At 71.9% G+C, this 14684-nt stretch carries 13 protein-coding genes and 1 riboswitch; of the genes, 8 read left to right on the top strand and 5 right to left on the bottom strand.

Going from position 1 to position 14684, the window contains the following annotated elements:
* Positions 1-15 precede the first annotated feature (15 nt).
* The 4 genes from ACIQVZ_RS16510 to ACIQVZ_RS16495 all read left to right on the top strand — a co-directional run bounded on the left by ACIQVZ_RS16510 (position 16) and on the right by ACIQVZ_RS16495 (position 4547).
* On the top strand, positions 16-1254 hold the full coding sequence (locus tag ACIQVZ_RS16510) for an Ig-like domain-containing protein (protein ID WP_402450572.1): 1239 nt from the start codon (positions 16-18) through the stop codon (positions 1252-1254).
* A 278-nt stretch (positions 1255-1532) separates the two neighbouring features.
* A complete protein-coding gene (locus ACIQVZ_RS16505) occupies positions 1533-2030 on the top strand; it encodes an ATP-binding protein (RefSeq protein WP_244293363.1) in 498 nt (165 codons plus the stop codon).
* Positions 2031-2669: 639 nt separating this feature from the next.
* Positions 2670-3623: an EamA family transporter gene (locus ACIQVZ_RS16500; RefSeq protein WP_350884675.1), complete on the top strand. Its 954-nt coding sequence runs from the start codon at positions 2670-2672 to the stop codon at positions 3621-3623.
* 150 nt (positions 3624-3773) lie between these two features.
* Positions 3774-4547, top strand: a complete 774-nt coding sequence (locus ACIQVZ_RS16495) for a class I SAM-dependent methyltransferase (RefSeq protein WP_402450569.1) — start codon at positions 3774-3776, stop codon at positions 4545-4547.
* A gap of 150 nt (positions 4548-4697) precedes the next feature.
* Here the strand turns inward: ACIQVZ_RS16495 and ACIQVZ_RS16490 are convergent, their stop codons facing one another.
* Entirely contained in the window at positions 4698-5441 is a 744-nt protein-coding gene (locus tag ACIQVZ_RS16490) for a TetR/AcrR family transcriptional regulator C-terminal domain-containing protein (RefSeq protein WP_402450567.1), read from the bottom strand.
* Between the two features lie 138 nt (positions 5442-5579).
* On the opposite strand from ACIQVZ_RS16490, the gene ACIQVZ_RS16485 reads away from it, so the two are divergent.
* The gene (locus tag ACIQVZ_RS16485) at positions 5580-6191 is read left to right on the top strand and encodes an NADPH-dependent FMN reductase (protein WP_402450565.1); all 612 of its coding nucleotides are present in this window, start codon (positions 5580-5582) and stop codon (positions 6189-6191) included.
* A gap of 96 nt (positions 6192-6287) precedes the next feature.
* Here ACIQVZ_RS16485 and ACIQVZ_RS16480 read toward each other — a convergent pair whose 3' ends face one another.
* The 4 genes from ACIQVZ_RS16480 to gcvT form a co-directional block, all read right to left on the bottom strand.
* Positions 6288-7655: an L-serine ammonia-lyase gene (locus tag ACIQVZ_RS16480; protein WP_363619269.1), complete on the bottom strand. Its 1368-nt coding sequence runs from the start codon at positions 7653-7655 to the stop codon at positions 6288-6290.
* A 157-nt stretch (positions 7656-7812) separates the two neighbouring features.
* Positions 7813-9081, bottom strand: coding sequence for a serine hydroxymethyltransferase (glyA, locus tag ACIQVZ_RS16475; RefSeq protein WP_402450562.1), 1269 nt, complete (start codon positions 9079-9081; stop codon positions 7813-7815).
* Positions 9082-9174: 93 nt separating this feature from the next.
* Positions 9175-9549, bottom strand: a complete 375-nt coding sequence (gcvH, locus tag ACIQVZ_RS16470) for a glycine cleavage system protein GcvH (protein ID WP_402450560.1) — start codon at positions 9547-9549, stop codon at positions 9175-9177.
* 152 nt (positions 9550-9701) lie between these two features.
* A complete protein-coding gene (gene gcvT, locus ACIQVZ_RS16465; RefSeq protein ID WP_350884661.1) occupies positions 9702-10823 on the bottom strand; it encodes a glycine cleavage system aminomethyltransferase GcvT in 1122 nt (373 codons plus the stop codon).
* Positions 10824-11054: 231 nt separating this feature from the next.
* Positions 11055-11160: riboswitch (glycine riboswitch) on the bottom strand.
* Positions 11161-11346: 186 nt separating this feature from the next.
* On the opposite strand from gcvT, the gene ACIQVZ_RS16460 reads away from it, so the two are divergent.
* From ACIQVZ_RS16460 to ACIQVZ_RS16450, 3 genes are all read left to right on the top strand, one after another.
* A complete protein-coding gene (locus ACIQVZ_RS16460) occupies positions 11347-12207 on the top strand; it encodes an enhanced serine sensitivity protein SseB C-terminal domain-containing protein (RefSeq protein ID WP_402450559.1) in 861 nt (286 codons plus the stop codon).
* A gap of 117 nt (positions 12208-12324) precedes the next feature.
* Positions 12325-13248, top strand: a complete 924-nt coding sequence (locus tag ACIQVZ_RS16455; RefSeq protein WP_402450557.1) for an enhanced serine sensitivity protein SseB C-terminal domain-containing protein — start codon at positions 12325-12327, stop codon at positions 13246-13248.
* Positions 13249-13690: 442 nt separating this feature from the next.
* Complete coding sequence (locus tag ACIQVZ_RS16450; protein ID WP_350884655.1) at positions 13691-14680, top strand: ABC transporter permease; 990 nt, start codon at positions 13691-13693, stop codon at positions 14678-14680.
* Positions 14681-14684: the final 4 nt, after the last annotated feature.

The raw sequence follows: 14684 nt of genomic DNA, 5'->3' as shown, positions 1-14684 counted from the left end.
AGGGAGGGATCGACGTTGAGGTCGATACGCAGAGTGGTGGCCGTCGGTCTGGTGGGCGGCGCGATGGCGCTGACCGCCGCGTGCGGCGGCGGGAGTGGCGGGAGCGGTAACGGGGGCGGGAGCGCGGCCAAGGCGGACCTGGGGGCCGGAGCGGCCGCCGGAACTGCCTCCCCGGGCGCCGCAGCGGCGAGCAGCGCGGCGCCGAAGGTGTCGCAGGCCGTGGTGAACATCGAGCCCAAGCCCGGCACGGTGGACGTCGCGCCCGACGCGCTCAAGGTCGGCGCGACCGGCGGCAAGCTCACCACCGTCAAGGTCAGTGACAAGACCGGCGCGGAGGTGCCCGGCACCATCGCCGCGGACGGCTCCAGCTGGACCCCGTCGGCCGGCCTCGCCGTGGGCAGCACCTACCAGGTCAGCGCGATGGCCGCGGACGCCAACGGTGTGGTCGCCAGCGCGGACAGCAACTTCTCCACGCTGACGCCGACGGCCCTCGCCAAGGCCGCCGACAACGTGGACAACGACGCGACGTACGGCGTCGGCATGATCGTCTCGGTGAACTTCAGCAAGGACGTCAAGAACAAGGAGGTCGTCGCGAAGGGCATCACCTTCGAGACCGACAACGGCACCGTGGTCAAGGGCCACTGGTTCGGCAACCGCCGACTGGACTTCCGCCCCGAGCAGTACTGGAAGTCCGGCACCAAGGTGACCGTGCACTACCGCCTCAAGAGCGTCGAGATCGCCCCTGGGGTGTACGGCACCGACCGGGACGAGCCCTTCACGATCGGGCGATCTCAGATTTCGACGGTTGACGCCGCCGCGCACCGGATGACCGTCGAACTGGACGGCAAGCCGTCGGACATCGACATCACCTCCGGCTCGCCCGAACACCCGACCTGGAACGGCACGATGGTCGTCATGTCCAAGGAGGGCGTGGTGCGGATGCAGTCCAGCACCCTCCCCGGCATGAGCGGCTCCCCGTACGACCTCCAGGTGCCGCACTCGATGCGGCTCACCGACAGCGGCACCTACCTGCACGGCAACTACTGGAGCAAGCTCATCGGCGAGGACAACGTCAGCCACGGCTGCGTCGCCCTCAAGGACGTCGAGGGCGGCGGCGAATCCACCTCGATGGGCAAGTTCTACGCCGGCTCGCTCGTCGGCGACGTGGTGGTCGTGAAGAACTCCACCAAGAAGGAGACCCTCGACCCGGCGAACGGCCTGAGTGGCTGGAACGTGCCCTGGAGCGCCTGGTAGGCCGACCGGTAGCCGCCCTGGTCGGGGCGGTTCCGTGGCAACCCGGGATTGACGCGGACGCGCCCCGGGTTGCCTGCTCTCCACCCTCTCCCCACCGTCTGCCGGCCCCCTCCAGGCCTCTGCCTGGCACTCTCCGCGGGGTCTCCTTGCACGCGGCATATGCCGACTCGGAGGAGATCGTTTGCTCATTGTCCGTACGCGGCCGCTTGCGTTCCGCAATGATGGACCGCATGGCGGGTTGGGGCGAAACAGATCAGTCATCAGTTCCCGGGGCCGGATTGGTCGCCGAGGCGTCGTGGATCGATGTCCAGGGCGCGCTGGCGGCGCTGGAGCGGCTCAGCTCGGAGGAACTGGAGGAGATGTATTGCGGCAGGCTGAGCGATCAGTCCGTGCCGAACGAGGTACGACTGCCGTCCAGGCCGGAGACCGGCCCGGTGGCCCGCCGGCTGGTGCTGTCGGTCCTGGAGTCCTGGGACCTCCACCAGCACCTGGAGGCCGGTGAGTTACTCACCAGCGAACTGGTCTCCAACGCCGTCCGGCACGCCGCCGGACGCACCATCGGACTCCAGGTGATCCGCAAGCCGGGCTGGCTCCGCGTCGAGGTCCGCGACTCCTCCCGGGCGCTGCCCTGCATGATCCTCGCCGAGCCGAAGCCGGTGACCGAGCGAGGGCGGGGGCTGCGGGTCATCGACGACCTGGCCGACCGCTGGGGCGCCGACCTGCTGCCGCGCGGCAAGGGCGTCTGGTTCGAACTGAAGGTCCGCGAGCGGCACTGACCGTTCCGGGCTTTCCCGGGTCTTTCTCGACTGTCCGGGTCTTTCTCGGCCGTCCGGGTCTTCCGGGCTTTCCCGGGAAAACGCGCAGGGCCCCCGAAGTCGCCGTGGTCCGGCGGATGGGGGCCCCTGCAAGTCATCGCGCCGGCCAAGGGGGTGCGTGCCGCACGATGGGCGTCGGCCGTGCCAGGTCGGGCCAGCCGAAGTCTCCACGCCCAGGCCGGCGTGCTGTGCCGCCCGCCGTTGGGCTGCTTCGACTATCGCACGAATCTCAGCATGTGGGCAAACCAGGTGACTTGGATTAAAAGGTTTGTAACCTAGTTCACCTTTGGATTTTGCATAGGTTCACGCTGTTGCCTGTGAATATTCACCATCCTCGCCGTCGGGCCTCCGGTGCTTCGTCGCCCGGCCGCCAATTCCTCCGTGAGCCCCACCCCGCCGGAACTGCCGGGTAGCATCGGGCCCGTGAACCTGTACTGGCACGTCGTACTGCCACCGCTCAGCGCCTGATCGGGCGCACACGCCGGCGGCTCGACCCCCGTGCTCCCTGCCGCGGCCCCCTTCGGCCGCCAGGGGTCCGCAGCGTGCGCCCGGTGCGAAACCAACTCCCCTGACGGTCTTCGACGACGGAAGTTCACGACTGTGCCGAACCGCACCTCCACGCCCGCGCCCACCCGGCCCACCGCCACCCCCGCCGCCCGCCGCGCCGGCCCGCTCGGCGGGCCGGTCCCGATCCTGGTCGCCGCACTGCTGTGGGGCACCACCGGGACGGCCAGCTCCCTCGCACCCGACGGCGCCCCCTCGGCGGGCATCGGCGCCGCCGCGCTGGTCCTCGGCGGACTCCTCCTCTTCCTCTCCACCCGCAGCGCCCGCGCGCTGCCCCGGGCCTGCGGCCGCCGGGAGCGGTGGCAACTCGCCGTCGGCGCCGTCGCGGTGGTCGGCTACCCGGTCACCTTCTACCCGGCGGTGACCCGCGCCGGGGTGGCGGTGGCCACCGTGATCGCCCTGGGCAGCGCCCCCGTCTTCGCCGGCCTGCTCGGCTGGCTCACCCGGCAGGGACGGCCGAGCGGCCGGTGGGCCGGCGCCACGGTGACGGCGGTCGTCGGCTGCGCCGTCCTGGTGCTGGGCCCCGAACTCACCGGCGGCGGCGCGGCGGTGGACGCCGTGGGGGTGGCGCTGGCCGCGCTCTCCGGCCTCTCGTACGCGGTGTACTCGCTCATCGGCGGGAGGCTCATCTCGCGCGGGCACCCGTCCGCCGGGGTGATGGGGGCGATGTTCGGCGCGGCCGCGCTGCTCGTCCTGCCGGTGCTGTTCCTCGGCGACCTGCGGTGGCTCGCCTCGCCGCGCGGTGCGGCGGTGGTGCTCCACCTCGCGGTGATCACCACCTTCCTCGCCTACCGCCTCTTCGGCCACGGCCTGCGCCGCACCTCCGCCCAGACCGCCACCACCCTCACCCTCGCCGAACCCGCCGTCGCCGCCCTCCTCGGCGTCGCCGTCCTCGGCGAACGCCTCCCCGCAGCCTCCTGGTGCGGCCTCGCCATCCTCGGCGCGGGCCTCGCCGTCCTCACCGTGCCCGTGGGCACCCGCCGCCGCTGAACTGCGGGCGGCCCCACGCGCTGGAAGTCGGCTCGGCCGACTTCCAGCGCGTGGGGCCGCCCGGCGGTCGGCGGGCCAACACGCCTTGCTTTCCGGACTCTTGCGCCGAGCCGCTTGCCGCCGGGCGCCCCGCTTGGTGGGCTTGGCCGCATGGAAGAGACCGCGAACAGCCGACCGCAGGCGACGTACGACCGCATCGGGGTCGGCTACCGCTCCATCCGGCGGCCCGATCCCCGACTGCACGCCCTGATCGGTGCCGCCCTCCAGGGGGCCCGGTCGGTGGTGAACGTCGGTGCGGGCGCCGGATCCTACGAGCCCGAGGGCGCCGCCGTCACCGCCGTCGACCCCTCCCAGGTCATGCTCGACCAGCACCCGGGGCGCCGGAAGGTCAAGGCCGGCGCCGAGCAGCTGCCCTTTCCCGGCGGCTCCTTCGACGCGGCGATGGCAGTCATGACCGTCCACCACTGGGCGGATCCCGAACGGGGCCTCGCGGAGCTGCGGAGGGTCGCCCGGCGGCAGGTCGTGTTCACCTGGGACCCGGCCCACCGTCCGCAACTGTGGCTGCTGGAGGAGTACCTGCCCGAGATCCGGGAGCTGGAGGAGCGCCGCTTCACACCGCTGGCCCAGGTCGTCGACGCGCTGGACGCGCACACCGTGCTGCCTTTCCCCGTCCCGCACGATTTCACGGACGGTTACCAGATCGCCTACTGGCGGCGGCCCGAGTTCTACCTCGACCCGGTCGTCCGGCAGGCCAGCTCGACCTTCGCCGAGTTGCCGGCCGCAGTGGTGCAGCCGGCGATCGCCCGCTTGCGCGCCGACCTCGAATCCGGTGCCTGGCACCGGCGCCATGCCGAACTCCTCGACCAGGAGCACATGGACTACGGGTACCGGCTGCTCATCGCGGGGGAGCTCTCCTCGGAGTAGGAAGTCGGACGGGTCGACTTCCTGCGCGGGAGGTGCGTGGGGGTGCACTGAAGAGGTAGACCGGTCTGCATATTCCGCGCGTGGGATGTAGACCGGTCTACATAATTTCCCCACCGGTGGGCCGGGGCGCGCTCGGTTGTTCAGGCGCGTTCAGATGCCGAGGTGGGTGGCGATGCCGGCGAGGACGCAGTCGAGGCCGGTTTCGAACTGCCAGGTGGGGTCGTCCTTGCGGGTGGCCTCGTGGAGGTAGCGCTGGTAGGTGGGGTAGCGGCCGGTGCCCATCAGGAAGGACATCCGGGGGGCGAGGCCGGCGCGGGTCTCGTCGCCGTCGGACCAGCCGTGCTCGCGCTGGAGGGTGCGCAGGGCGAGCTCGGCGGCGACGGAGCCGTGGACGTAGCCGGTGACGGTGCGGAAGACCGCCATGGTGGTGTCGGCGTCCAGGCCGTGGTCGGCGAGGGCGGCGAAGGCGCGTTCGGGGATGGCGAGCTGGTTGGGGGTGAGGGGGACGGCGCCGGCGCGGACGATCCACGGGTGGGCCAGGTTCATGGCGCGCAGGTGGAGCGCCAGGGTGCGCATGGTGTCGCGCCAGCCGGTGGAGGGAGTGTCCAGGGAGAGTTCGCCGTAGACGAAGTCGACCATCAGGTCGATGAGTTCGTCCTTGCCGGAGACGTACCGGTAGGCGGCCATCGGGGCGACGCCGAGGGTGGTGGCGAGCCGGCGCATGGTGACGGCGTCGAGGCCTTCGGCGTCGGCGATCGCGATCGCGGCCTCGGCGATCCGCTGCGGGGTGAGGGTGGTGCGCGGCGCGGGGGCCGGGCGGGCGAGGCGCTCCCAGAGTGAGGCCGGGGGCTTGGTCTGGTCGTCGTCCCCGGTGGGGGCCTGCTGGGCGGGCATGACGGCGGGCTCCTTCCGGTCGGGGCTCCCACCGTACCACCGGCGTGTACGCCGTATCGGAAGTGGACGTCGTACACGTCGATGTGTACGTTGTATCCAGTAGATACGGTGTACACATCGTCCCGGAGGGGGATTCCCATGGCTACGGAGAGCGCGGACATCGCGGAGAAGGGCCTGCGGGTCGCGGTCGTCGTCGGCAGCACTCGGAGCGGCCGGTTCGCGCCCGTCGTCGCCGACTGGCTGCTCGGCCACCTCGGCGCGCGCGGCGACATGACCGCCGACCTGATCGATCTGGTCGAGACCCCGCTGCCGACCACCTTCCCGTCCTTCGGTGGTGAACTGGAGCCGGGCGCCGCCGAGTTGCTCGCCGCCGTCACGCCCCGCCTGGAGGCCGCCGACGCCTTCGTGGTCGTCACGCCCGAGTACAACCACAGCTTCCCGGCCCCGCTGAAGAACGCCATCGACTGGCACAACAGCCAGTGGCACGGCAAGCCGGTCGGCTTCGTCTCCTACGGCGGACTCTCCGGCGGCCTGCGCGCCGTCGAGCAACTGCGAGTGGTGCTCGCCGAGTTGAACGCCATGACGATTCGCAACACGGTCAGCTTCCACGGCGCCGCCCAGTGCTTCGACGCCGACGGCAAGCCGCTCGACCCGGCCGCCGACGCCGCCGCCAAGACCATGCTCGACCAACTCGCCTGGTGGGCGGAGGCGTTGCGGGACGCCCGGCGCGTCCGCCCGTTCGCGGCCTGAGCGGGCACCCTCGGGACGCCCCCGAACGCCCCGGGACGCCCCGGAACGCCGAGAGCCCCCGGACGGGTCCGGGGGCTCAGGCGACAGCGGGTGTGATCAGCACTCGATGACGTTGACGGCGAGGCCGCCGCGCGAGGTCTCCTTGTACTTGATCTTCATGTCGGCGCCGGTCTCCTTCATCGTCTTGATCGCCTTGTCGAGCGAGACGTGGTGCCGGCCGTCGCCGCGCAGGGCCATCCGGGCGGCGGTGACGGCCTTGACGGAGGCCATGCCGTTGCGCTCGATGCAGGGGATCTGGACGAGGCCGCCGACCGGGTCGCAGGTGAGGCCGAGGTTGTGCTCGATGCCGATCTCGGCGGCGTTCTCGACCTGTTCGGGGGTGCCGCCGAGGACCTCGGCGAGGCCGCCGGCGGCCATCGAGCAGGCGGAGCCGACCTCGCCCTGGCAGCCGACCTCGGCGCCGGAGATGGAGGCGTTCTCCTTGAAGAGCATGCCGATGGCGCCGGCCGCGAGGAGGAAGCGGACGATGCCGTCCTCGTCGGCGCCCGGGATGAAGTTCAGGTAGTAGTGCAGGACGGCGGGGATGATCCCGGCCGCGCCGTTGGTCGGAGCGGTGACCACCCGGCGGCCGGAGGCGTTCTCCTCGTTGACCGCCATCGCGTAGAGGGTCACCCACTCCATCGCGTTGGCCGGGCCGATGCCCTCGGCGCGCATCGCGCGGGCGGCCGCGGCGGCGCGGCGGCGGACCTTGAGGCCGCCGGGGAGGATGCCCTCGCGGGACATGCCGGCCCGCACGCACTCCTGCATGACCTGCCAGATCTCCAGCAGCCCGGTCCGGATCTCCTCCTCGGAGCGCCAGGCCTTCTCGTTCTCCAGCATCAGGCCGGAGATCGACAGCCCGGTCTCCCGGGTGAGCCGCAGCAGTTCCTCGCCGGTGCGGAAGGGGTAGCGCAGCGCGGTGTCGTCGGGCTTGACCCGGTCCGCGCCGATGGCGTCCTCGTCGACGACGAAGCCGCCGCCGACCGAGTAGTAGGTCTTCTCCAGCAGCGTGGAGCCGTCCGCCGCGTACGCCCAGATGGTCATGCCGTTGGCGTGGTAGGGCAGCGAGCGGCGGCGGTGCAGGACCAGCTGGGTGCCCGGGTCGAAGTCGATGGGGTGGGTGCCGAGGAGGTTGAGCCGCTTCTCGGTGGTGATCCGCTCGACGTCCTTGTCCGCCTGGTCGACGTCGACCGTGCGGGGGGAGTTGTTCTCCAGGCCGAGCAGGACGGCCTTGGGGGTGCCGTGGCCGTGGCCGGTGGCGCCCAGCGAGCCGTACAGCTCGGCGCGCACGCTCGCCACCTCGGCGAGCAGGTCCTCGGACCGCAGGCGCCGGGCGAACATCCGGGCGGCGCGCATCGGGCCGACGGTGTGGGAACTCGACGGGCCGATGCCGATGGAGAAGAGGTCGAAGACGCTGAGGGCCACGGGGGACGTCCTTGTCTGTCTCGTGGAAGGACTGGCGGGCGGGGGACGACACGGGTCGGGGCACCGCGCGCACTGTCCAGTGTGCGCGGTGCCCCGGGATCCCAGGTGCCGCGGCGGGGTGAGGCCGGTCACCCCGCCCGAACGATCACCGAGGTGATCAGAGGTTCGGGTAGAGCGGGTACTTCTCGGCCAGCGCGGTGACGCGGGCCTTGAGCGCGGTGGCGGCGTCCTCGTCGAAGGCGGGCTTGAGCGCCTCGGCGATGATGTCGGCGACCTCGCGGAAGTCCTCGGCCTGGAAGCCGCGGGTGGCGAGCGCGGGGGTGCCGATGCGCAGGCCGGAGGTGACCATCGGCGGCCGCGGGTCGTTCGGGACGGCGTTGCGGTTGACCGTGATGCCGACCTCGTGCAGGCGGTCCTCGGCCTGCTGGCCGTCGAGCCGGCTGTTGCGCAGGTCGACCAGGACGAGGTGCACGTCGGTGCCGCCGGACAGCACCGAGGCGCCGGCCTCGGCGACGTCGGCCTGGAGCAGGCGCTCGGCGAGGATCTTGGCGCCCTCCAGGGTGCGCTGCTGGCGCTCCTTGAACTCCTCGGACGCGGCGACCTTGAAGGCGACGGCCTTGCCGGCGATCACGTGCTCCAGCGGGCCGCCCTGCTGGCCGGGGAACACCGCGGAGTTGATCTTCTTGGCGTACTCGGCCTTGGACAGGATGACACCGCCGCGCGGGCCGCCCAGGGTCTTGTGGGTGGTGGTGGTGACCACGTCCGCGTACGGCACCGGGTTGGGGTGCAGACCGGCGGCGACCAGGCCGGCGAAGTGCGCCATGTCCACCATCAGCAGCGCGCCGACCTCGTCGGCGACCCGGCGGAACGCGGCGAAGTCCAGCTGGCGCGGGTAGGCGGACCAGCCCGCGATGATCAGCTTCGGCTGGTGCTCCTTGGCCAGGCGCTCGACCTCGGCCATGTCGACCTGGCCGGTCTTCTCGTCCACGTGGTACGCGACCACGTTGTAGAGCTTGCCGGAGAAGTTGATCTTCATGCCGTGGGTCAGGTGACCGCCGTGGGCCAGGTTCAGGCCCAGGATGGTGTCGCCCGGCTTGATCAGCGCGAACATCGCGGCGGCGTTGGCCTGTGCGCCCGAGTGCGGCTGGACGTTGGCGTGCTCGGCGCCGAACAGGGCCTTGATGCGGTCGATCGCGATCTGCTCGACCACGTCGACGTGCTCGCAGCCGCCGTAGTAGCGGCGGCCGGGGTAACCCTCGGCGTACTTGTTGGTGAGTACCGAGCCCTGGGCCTCCATGACCGCCACCGGGGCGAAGTTCTCGGAGGCGATCATCTCCAGGGTGGTCTGCTGGCGGTGCAGCTCGGCGTCGACCGCGGCGGCGATCTCCGGGTCGAGGGAGTGCAGGGACTGGTTCAGAACCGTCATGGTGTGGTCTTCCCGGGAGGAGAGAGACGGGAGCAGAGAGGGGGGAGCCTGGCGGGGCGGCCGCCGCGCTGCGGCCGCCCCGTCACGAGCGGGTCAGCCGCCGATGAAGGCGGTGTACTCGTCCGCGCTGAGCAGTTCGTCGGTGGACTCCACCTGGACCTTGAACAGCCAGCCGCCCTCGAACGGGGCGCTGTTGACCAGGCTGTTGTCGTCCAGGACGTCCTGGTTGATCTCGACGATCTTCCCGGTCACCGGGGAGAACAGGTCGCTGACCGACTTGGTGGACTCCAGCTCGCCACAGGACTCGCCCGCGGTCACGTCGGCGCCGACCTCGGGCAGCTGCACGTAGACGATGTCACCGAGCGCGGTGGCCGCGTGGGCGGTGATGCCGACGGTGGAGACACCGCCCTCGACGGCGGTCAGCCACTCGTGCTCCTTGGTGTACTGCAGGTGCTGGGGGTTGCTCATGGCGTCATTCTCCAGGATGGGAAGCGGGTACGACGAAGCGGGCCGCCGCACGGACGGCTTCGACGCGGATCAGGCGTGGTGCGGGCACGGGCCGGACCTGGATCAGGCGTGGCTCAAGCCCGGGTCCACCGGGTTTGCGGGAGGGCGGGGCCTCAGCGGGCGCGCTTGTAGAACGGCAGCGCCACGACCTCGACCGGCTCGTGCTTGCCGCGCACGTCCACCGCGACGGCGGTGCCGGGGGTGGCGTGGGCCGCGTCCACGTAGGCGATCGCGATCGGCCGGCCCAGGGTCGGGGACGGGGCGCCCGAGGTGATCCGGCCGATCGGGGCGCCGTCGGCGGAGACCACGGTGTACTCGGCGCGCGGGACGCGCTTGCCCTCGGAGACCAGGCCGACCAGCACCCGCGGCGGGTTGGCCTCGGCCTCGGCGGCGGCCTTCTCCAGCGCCTTGCGGCCGACGAAGGCGCCCTCGTTGGTGGTCTTGTCGAAGCGCACGACCCGGCCCAGGCCCGCGTCGAACGGGGTCAGGTCGGTGGAGAGCTCGTGCCCGTACAGCGGCATGCCGGCCTCCAGGCGCAGCGTGTCGCGGCAGGACAGGCCGCACGGGACCAGGCCGCGGCCCTCGCCGGCGGCGGTCAGCGCCTGCCAGACCCCCTCGGCGTCGCCCGGGTTGCAGAAGATCTCGAAGCCGTCCTCGCCGGTGTAGCCGGTCCGGGCGAGCAGCACGTCGCGGCCGGCGACCTGGGCCGGGAGGATCGCGTAGTACTTCAGGCCGGGCAGGTCGGCGTCGGTGGTCCCGGCCAGGATCGCGGTGGCCTCCGGGCCCTGGACGGCGATCAGCGCGTAGGTGTCGCGGTCGTCCGTGACGACGGCGTCGAAGCCCTTGGCGCGGGCGATCAGCTCGTCCAGCACCAGCTGGGCGTTGGAGGCGTTGGCGACGACCAGGAAGGCGTCCTCGCGCAGGCGGTAGACGATCAGGTCGTCCAGGATGCCGCCGTCCTCGGCGCAGATCATGGTGTAGCGGGCGCGCAGCACGCCCAGCGCGGAGACGAAGCCGACCAGCGCGTGGTCCAGCATCTCGCCCGCCTGCTGGCCGGTGACGGTGATCTCGCCCATGTGGGAGAGGTCGAACAGCCCGGCCCGGGTGCGGACGGCGAGGTGTTCCTCGCGCTCGCTGCCGTAGCGCAGCGGCATGTCCCAGCCGGCGAAGTCGGTCATGGTCGCGCCGAGGGCGCGGTGCAGCGCGTCGAGCGCGGTGAGGCGGAGGGACGACATGGCCTGGAACTCCTCGGTCGGGGCACTCATGGGTGCACGCGCCGGAACCGGACCCGCTCGGGGGCCGACCCTGCGCGCGGGCATGCGGCGGCGTGGGTCTCCCCATCTGTCGTCGAACCTGAGAGCTTCACCGCCCACGCGCCCGCAGCTGTTTCCAGCATCCAGGACAGCATGGTGGCTTGCACCGTGGGTGGGCGCGCGACAGGGCCGTGCGCCACTTTCCAGATGTGCCTAACCCGTGCGGTAAGGGGGCCTGAGAGATTCCGGGGAGGAGTTGCTCCTTCGGCGCCGGCTGTGCCGCCTGACGGGGCACTCCGGGCTCTCCCGCGCGGGTTCGAGCGGCCGGTATGGAGTTGTCGGTCCGCCGGCGCGCCGCGCCGTCGAACGCGCACATCATGGCACGTCCGCGCCGACGACGGGAGAGGGGACCCGGTCACACCCCGCCACTTCGGACACAGCCCTAGACTGCTGCGCGTCGGCGCAGCAGAGGGCGGCCGACCGGCAGAGGGCGGATCAGGCGCGCATGGGGTACCCGGTGGAGCAGCAGCAGGGGTGGGGCGGGCCGGAGTCGGCGCCGCCGGGCGGCGGGTGGCCGGCCAACGAGCTGGAGCAGGTGCTGACCGCCGCGCTGGGCGACCCGGGTGCGACGCCGCGGGTGATCGAGGTGCTGGCCCGCAGCCAGGTGTGGATCCCGCTGCCGGCCGGTGGCGACCCGCAGGGGCCCGCGCTGGACCTGCCGACCATCGAGCTGGCCGGCGAGCCGTACGTGCCGGTGTTCTCCTCGCAGGAGGTGTTCCTGCGGCAGGCGCCGGGGATGGCCTTCGCGGTGGCGCCGGTCTGGGAGTTCGCCCGCGGGCTGCCGCTGGGCGTGGGCATCGCGGTCAACCCGGAGGCGGCGGTGGGCATCCCGGTGCCGCCGCAGGGTGTGGCGGAGCTGCGGCGCGGCCCGCGCGAGGAGCGCCTGGCCGACCAGGATCAGGGCCTGAACCAGGGCCGGGGACAGAACCAGGGCCGGGGACAGAACCAGGGCCAGGGCCCGGAGGCGCCGACCGGTGGCCGGGTGGCGCTGCGCGAGCCGGTGCCGGGGGAGGACCCGGAGCACTTCCTGGCCGCCTGCCGGGCCGAACTGTCCGCCCTGCCCGGAGTGTTGACGGCGCGCCGGGCGCTCGCCAGCATCGAGGGCGAGCCGACCGTGATGTTCGTGGGCGTCCAGCTGGACCAGACGGCCCCGGCCGACCCGGGCGCGGTGAACGAGGCGCTCGGCCGCGCGCTGGGAACCGCGCCGCTGCCGGGGGGCGTCCACCTCGTACTGCTCGATCTCGCCGATGACCCGGTGGTCGAGTGGCTGCTCACCCGGGTACTCCCTTTCTACGCGCGGGGTTGAGCGGGGTTCGTATCGGAGGCACGTCGCCGTGGCGGTGGTCGGTGCCGCGCCATAGGGTGCGTGCAGACGGCCGACGGGCCGGCAGGCTTGAGGAAAGAGGCGCGGCGAGGTGGGCGCATGAGTGCGGGAGCGGTAGCGGGCGGTGCACCGGGGCCCTGGGGCCAGGCACCCGCCGGGCGCCCCGGAGCGGATCCGGGCGCGCTGGAGCGCACCCTGCGCGAGGTCGCGCCGGAGCGCTACGAGGCGTACGAGCAACTGCTGCACGCACTGGCCGACGGCCAGGTCTGGATGCTGCTGTGGCACGGCACGCCGGGCAGCGCGGACGCCCAGTACGGGAACATGGAGATCAGCGGCCACGGCTACGCGCCGGCCGTCACCTCGTCCGAGCAACTGGCGTCGTCCGGCTGGGAGCGGGCCCACGAGGTCATCTCCGGGCGGGAGATCGCCGCTTCGCTGTACCGGACCCGCTGGGGCCTGTGGCTCAACCCGCACGCGCCCGGCGGCGGGGTCGGGGTGCCCTGGGCGGACCTGCGGCGGATCGCCGCGGGCCTGGAGCGGCTGCCGGCCGGGCCGTTGAAGCTGAGCGAGCCGCAGCTGAACGCCCAGCCGTTCTTCGCGCTGCTGGAGCGGCAGGCCGGTGAGGTGCGCGCGGTGCGGGCGCTGCGCCGGGCCTGGGTGCAGCCGGCCGTGGGGGAGCCGTACCTGGCGATCGGCCTGGAGCTGTACGAGAGTTCACCGCCGGCGGTGGAGGCCGTGCGGGCGCTGATGCAGCGGGCGATCGCGGTGGCCCCGGAGGGGCTGGCGGTGTCCACGGTGGCGATGGCGGACGAGTACGACCCGGTGGCGCTGTGGATGCGGGCCCACGCGCGCCCGTTCTTCGACCGGGAGGCGGGGCGGCCGCCGACCGGCCCGTACCCGCCGGTGCCGCCTCCGCCGTACCCCGCGCAGCAGGGGCCGGGCTATGGCTACGGCACGCAGCAGCCCGCGCCGGGCTGGACCGGGCAGCCGCAGCAGCCGTGGCCCGGATACCCGGGGCGCTGACAACCAAAACCTTTTTCCAGAAGCCGACTTGATCTTGCATCAGGTCGGCTTCGGTGCTTTCCGGGCGAACTTCCGGCCGTTACCGTCGATCACCTTGACATGCCAGTTGCGGCCGTGTGAAGAGGGATATGCCGAAGACGTAGGAGGTGCATGCGCACAGATCACAGTTGGGCATCTGTCGGTTGTCAGGGCTGGCGCAAGCCAGTTCGGATGGCAGAGAGTTCTGCGCAACGCACCGCGCGTACTGGGAACCCCACGAAGGTGAACGCGCACGCCGACCGCCAGAACCACGCGAAGCCCATCCCGCGTTGGGGCAGTACCCGTGCACGACGTACTGCCGCGAACACCCGTTCCAAGCACCTCCGCACGTCCGCAGCCGTACCGCCGAACCGGTGACCGGCGCCCGTGGGCCGGCCACCGTCGGCGAGGGGACCAACTGACCATGACCGCACCCATCGCAACCACCGGGAACGAACCGGAGGCACCCGCCCCCGCGAGCCCGGCCAAGAAGATCGAGGGCCGCTCCCTCGGCCAGATCGCCTGGACCCGCTTCAAGCGCGACAAACTCGCCGTCGCCGGCGGCGTCGTGGTGATCCTGCTGATCCTGCTGGCCGTACTGGCCAAGCCCATCGAGGCCCTGTTCGGCCTCGACCCCGACGCCCTGAACCAGGACCTGCTCGACGCCAACCTGGGCGGCATCCCGCTCGGTGACTGGGGCGGGATGAGCTGGGACCACCCGCTCGGCGTCGACCCGCTCCAGGGCCGCGACCTGCTCTCCCGCGTGATCGAGGGCTCCTGGGTCTCCCTGCTGGTCGCCTTCGGCGCGACCCTGCTGTCGAACACGATCGGCACCGTGCTCGGTGTCATGGCCGGCTACTACGGCGGCTGGGTGGACACCGTGATCAGCCGCATCATGGACGTCTTCCTCGCCTTCCCGCTGCTGCTCTTCGCCATCGCGATCTCGACCTCGCTGCAGGGCGGCGCGTTCGGCCTGCACGGCCTCCCGCTGCACATCATGGTGCTGATCTTCGTGATCGGCTTCTTCAACTGGCCCTACATGGGCCGGATCGTGCGCGGACAGACGCTGTCGCTGCGCGAGCGGGAGTTCGTCCACGCGGCCCGCAGCCTGGGCGCCCGCGGCCCGTTCATCCTGTTCAAGGAACTGCTGCCGAACCTGGTCGGTCCGATCCTGGTCTACTCGACCCTGCTGATCCCGACCAACATCCTCTTCGAGGCCGGCCTCAGCTTCCTCGGCGTCGGCATCCAGCCGCCGCAGGCCTCCTGGGGCGGAATCCTTCAGGACGCGATCAAGTACTACCAGGTGGACCCCCAGTACATGGTGGTCCCCGGTCTGGCGATCTTCCTCACCGTGCTCGCCTTCAACCTGCTCGGCGACGGGCTGCGTGACGCCCTCGATCCCAAGAGCAACTGACGCA

The organism is Kitasatospora sp. NPDC098663 (assembly GCF_044760075.1).
Taxonomy (GTDB): Bacteria; Actinomycetota; Actinomycetes; order Streptomycetales; family Streptomycetaceae; genus Kitasatospora.
This window is presented reverse-complemented; position numbering and strand designations above follow the sequence as displayed.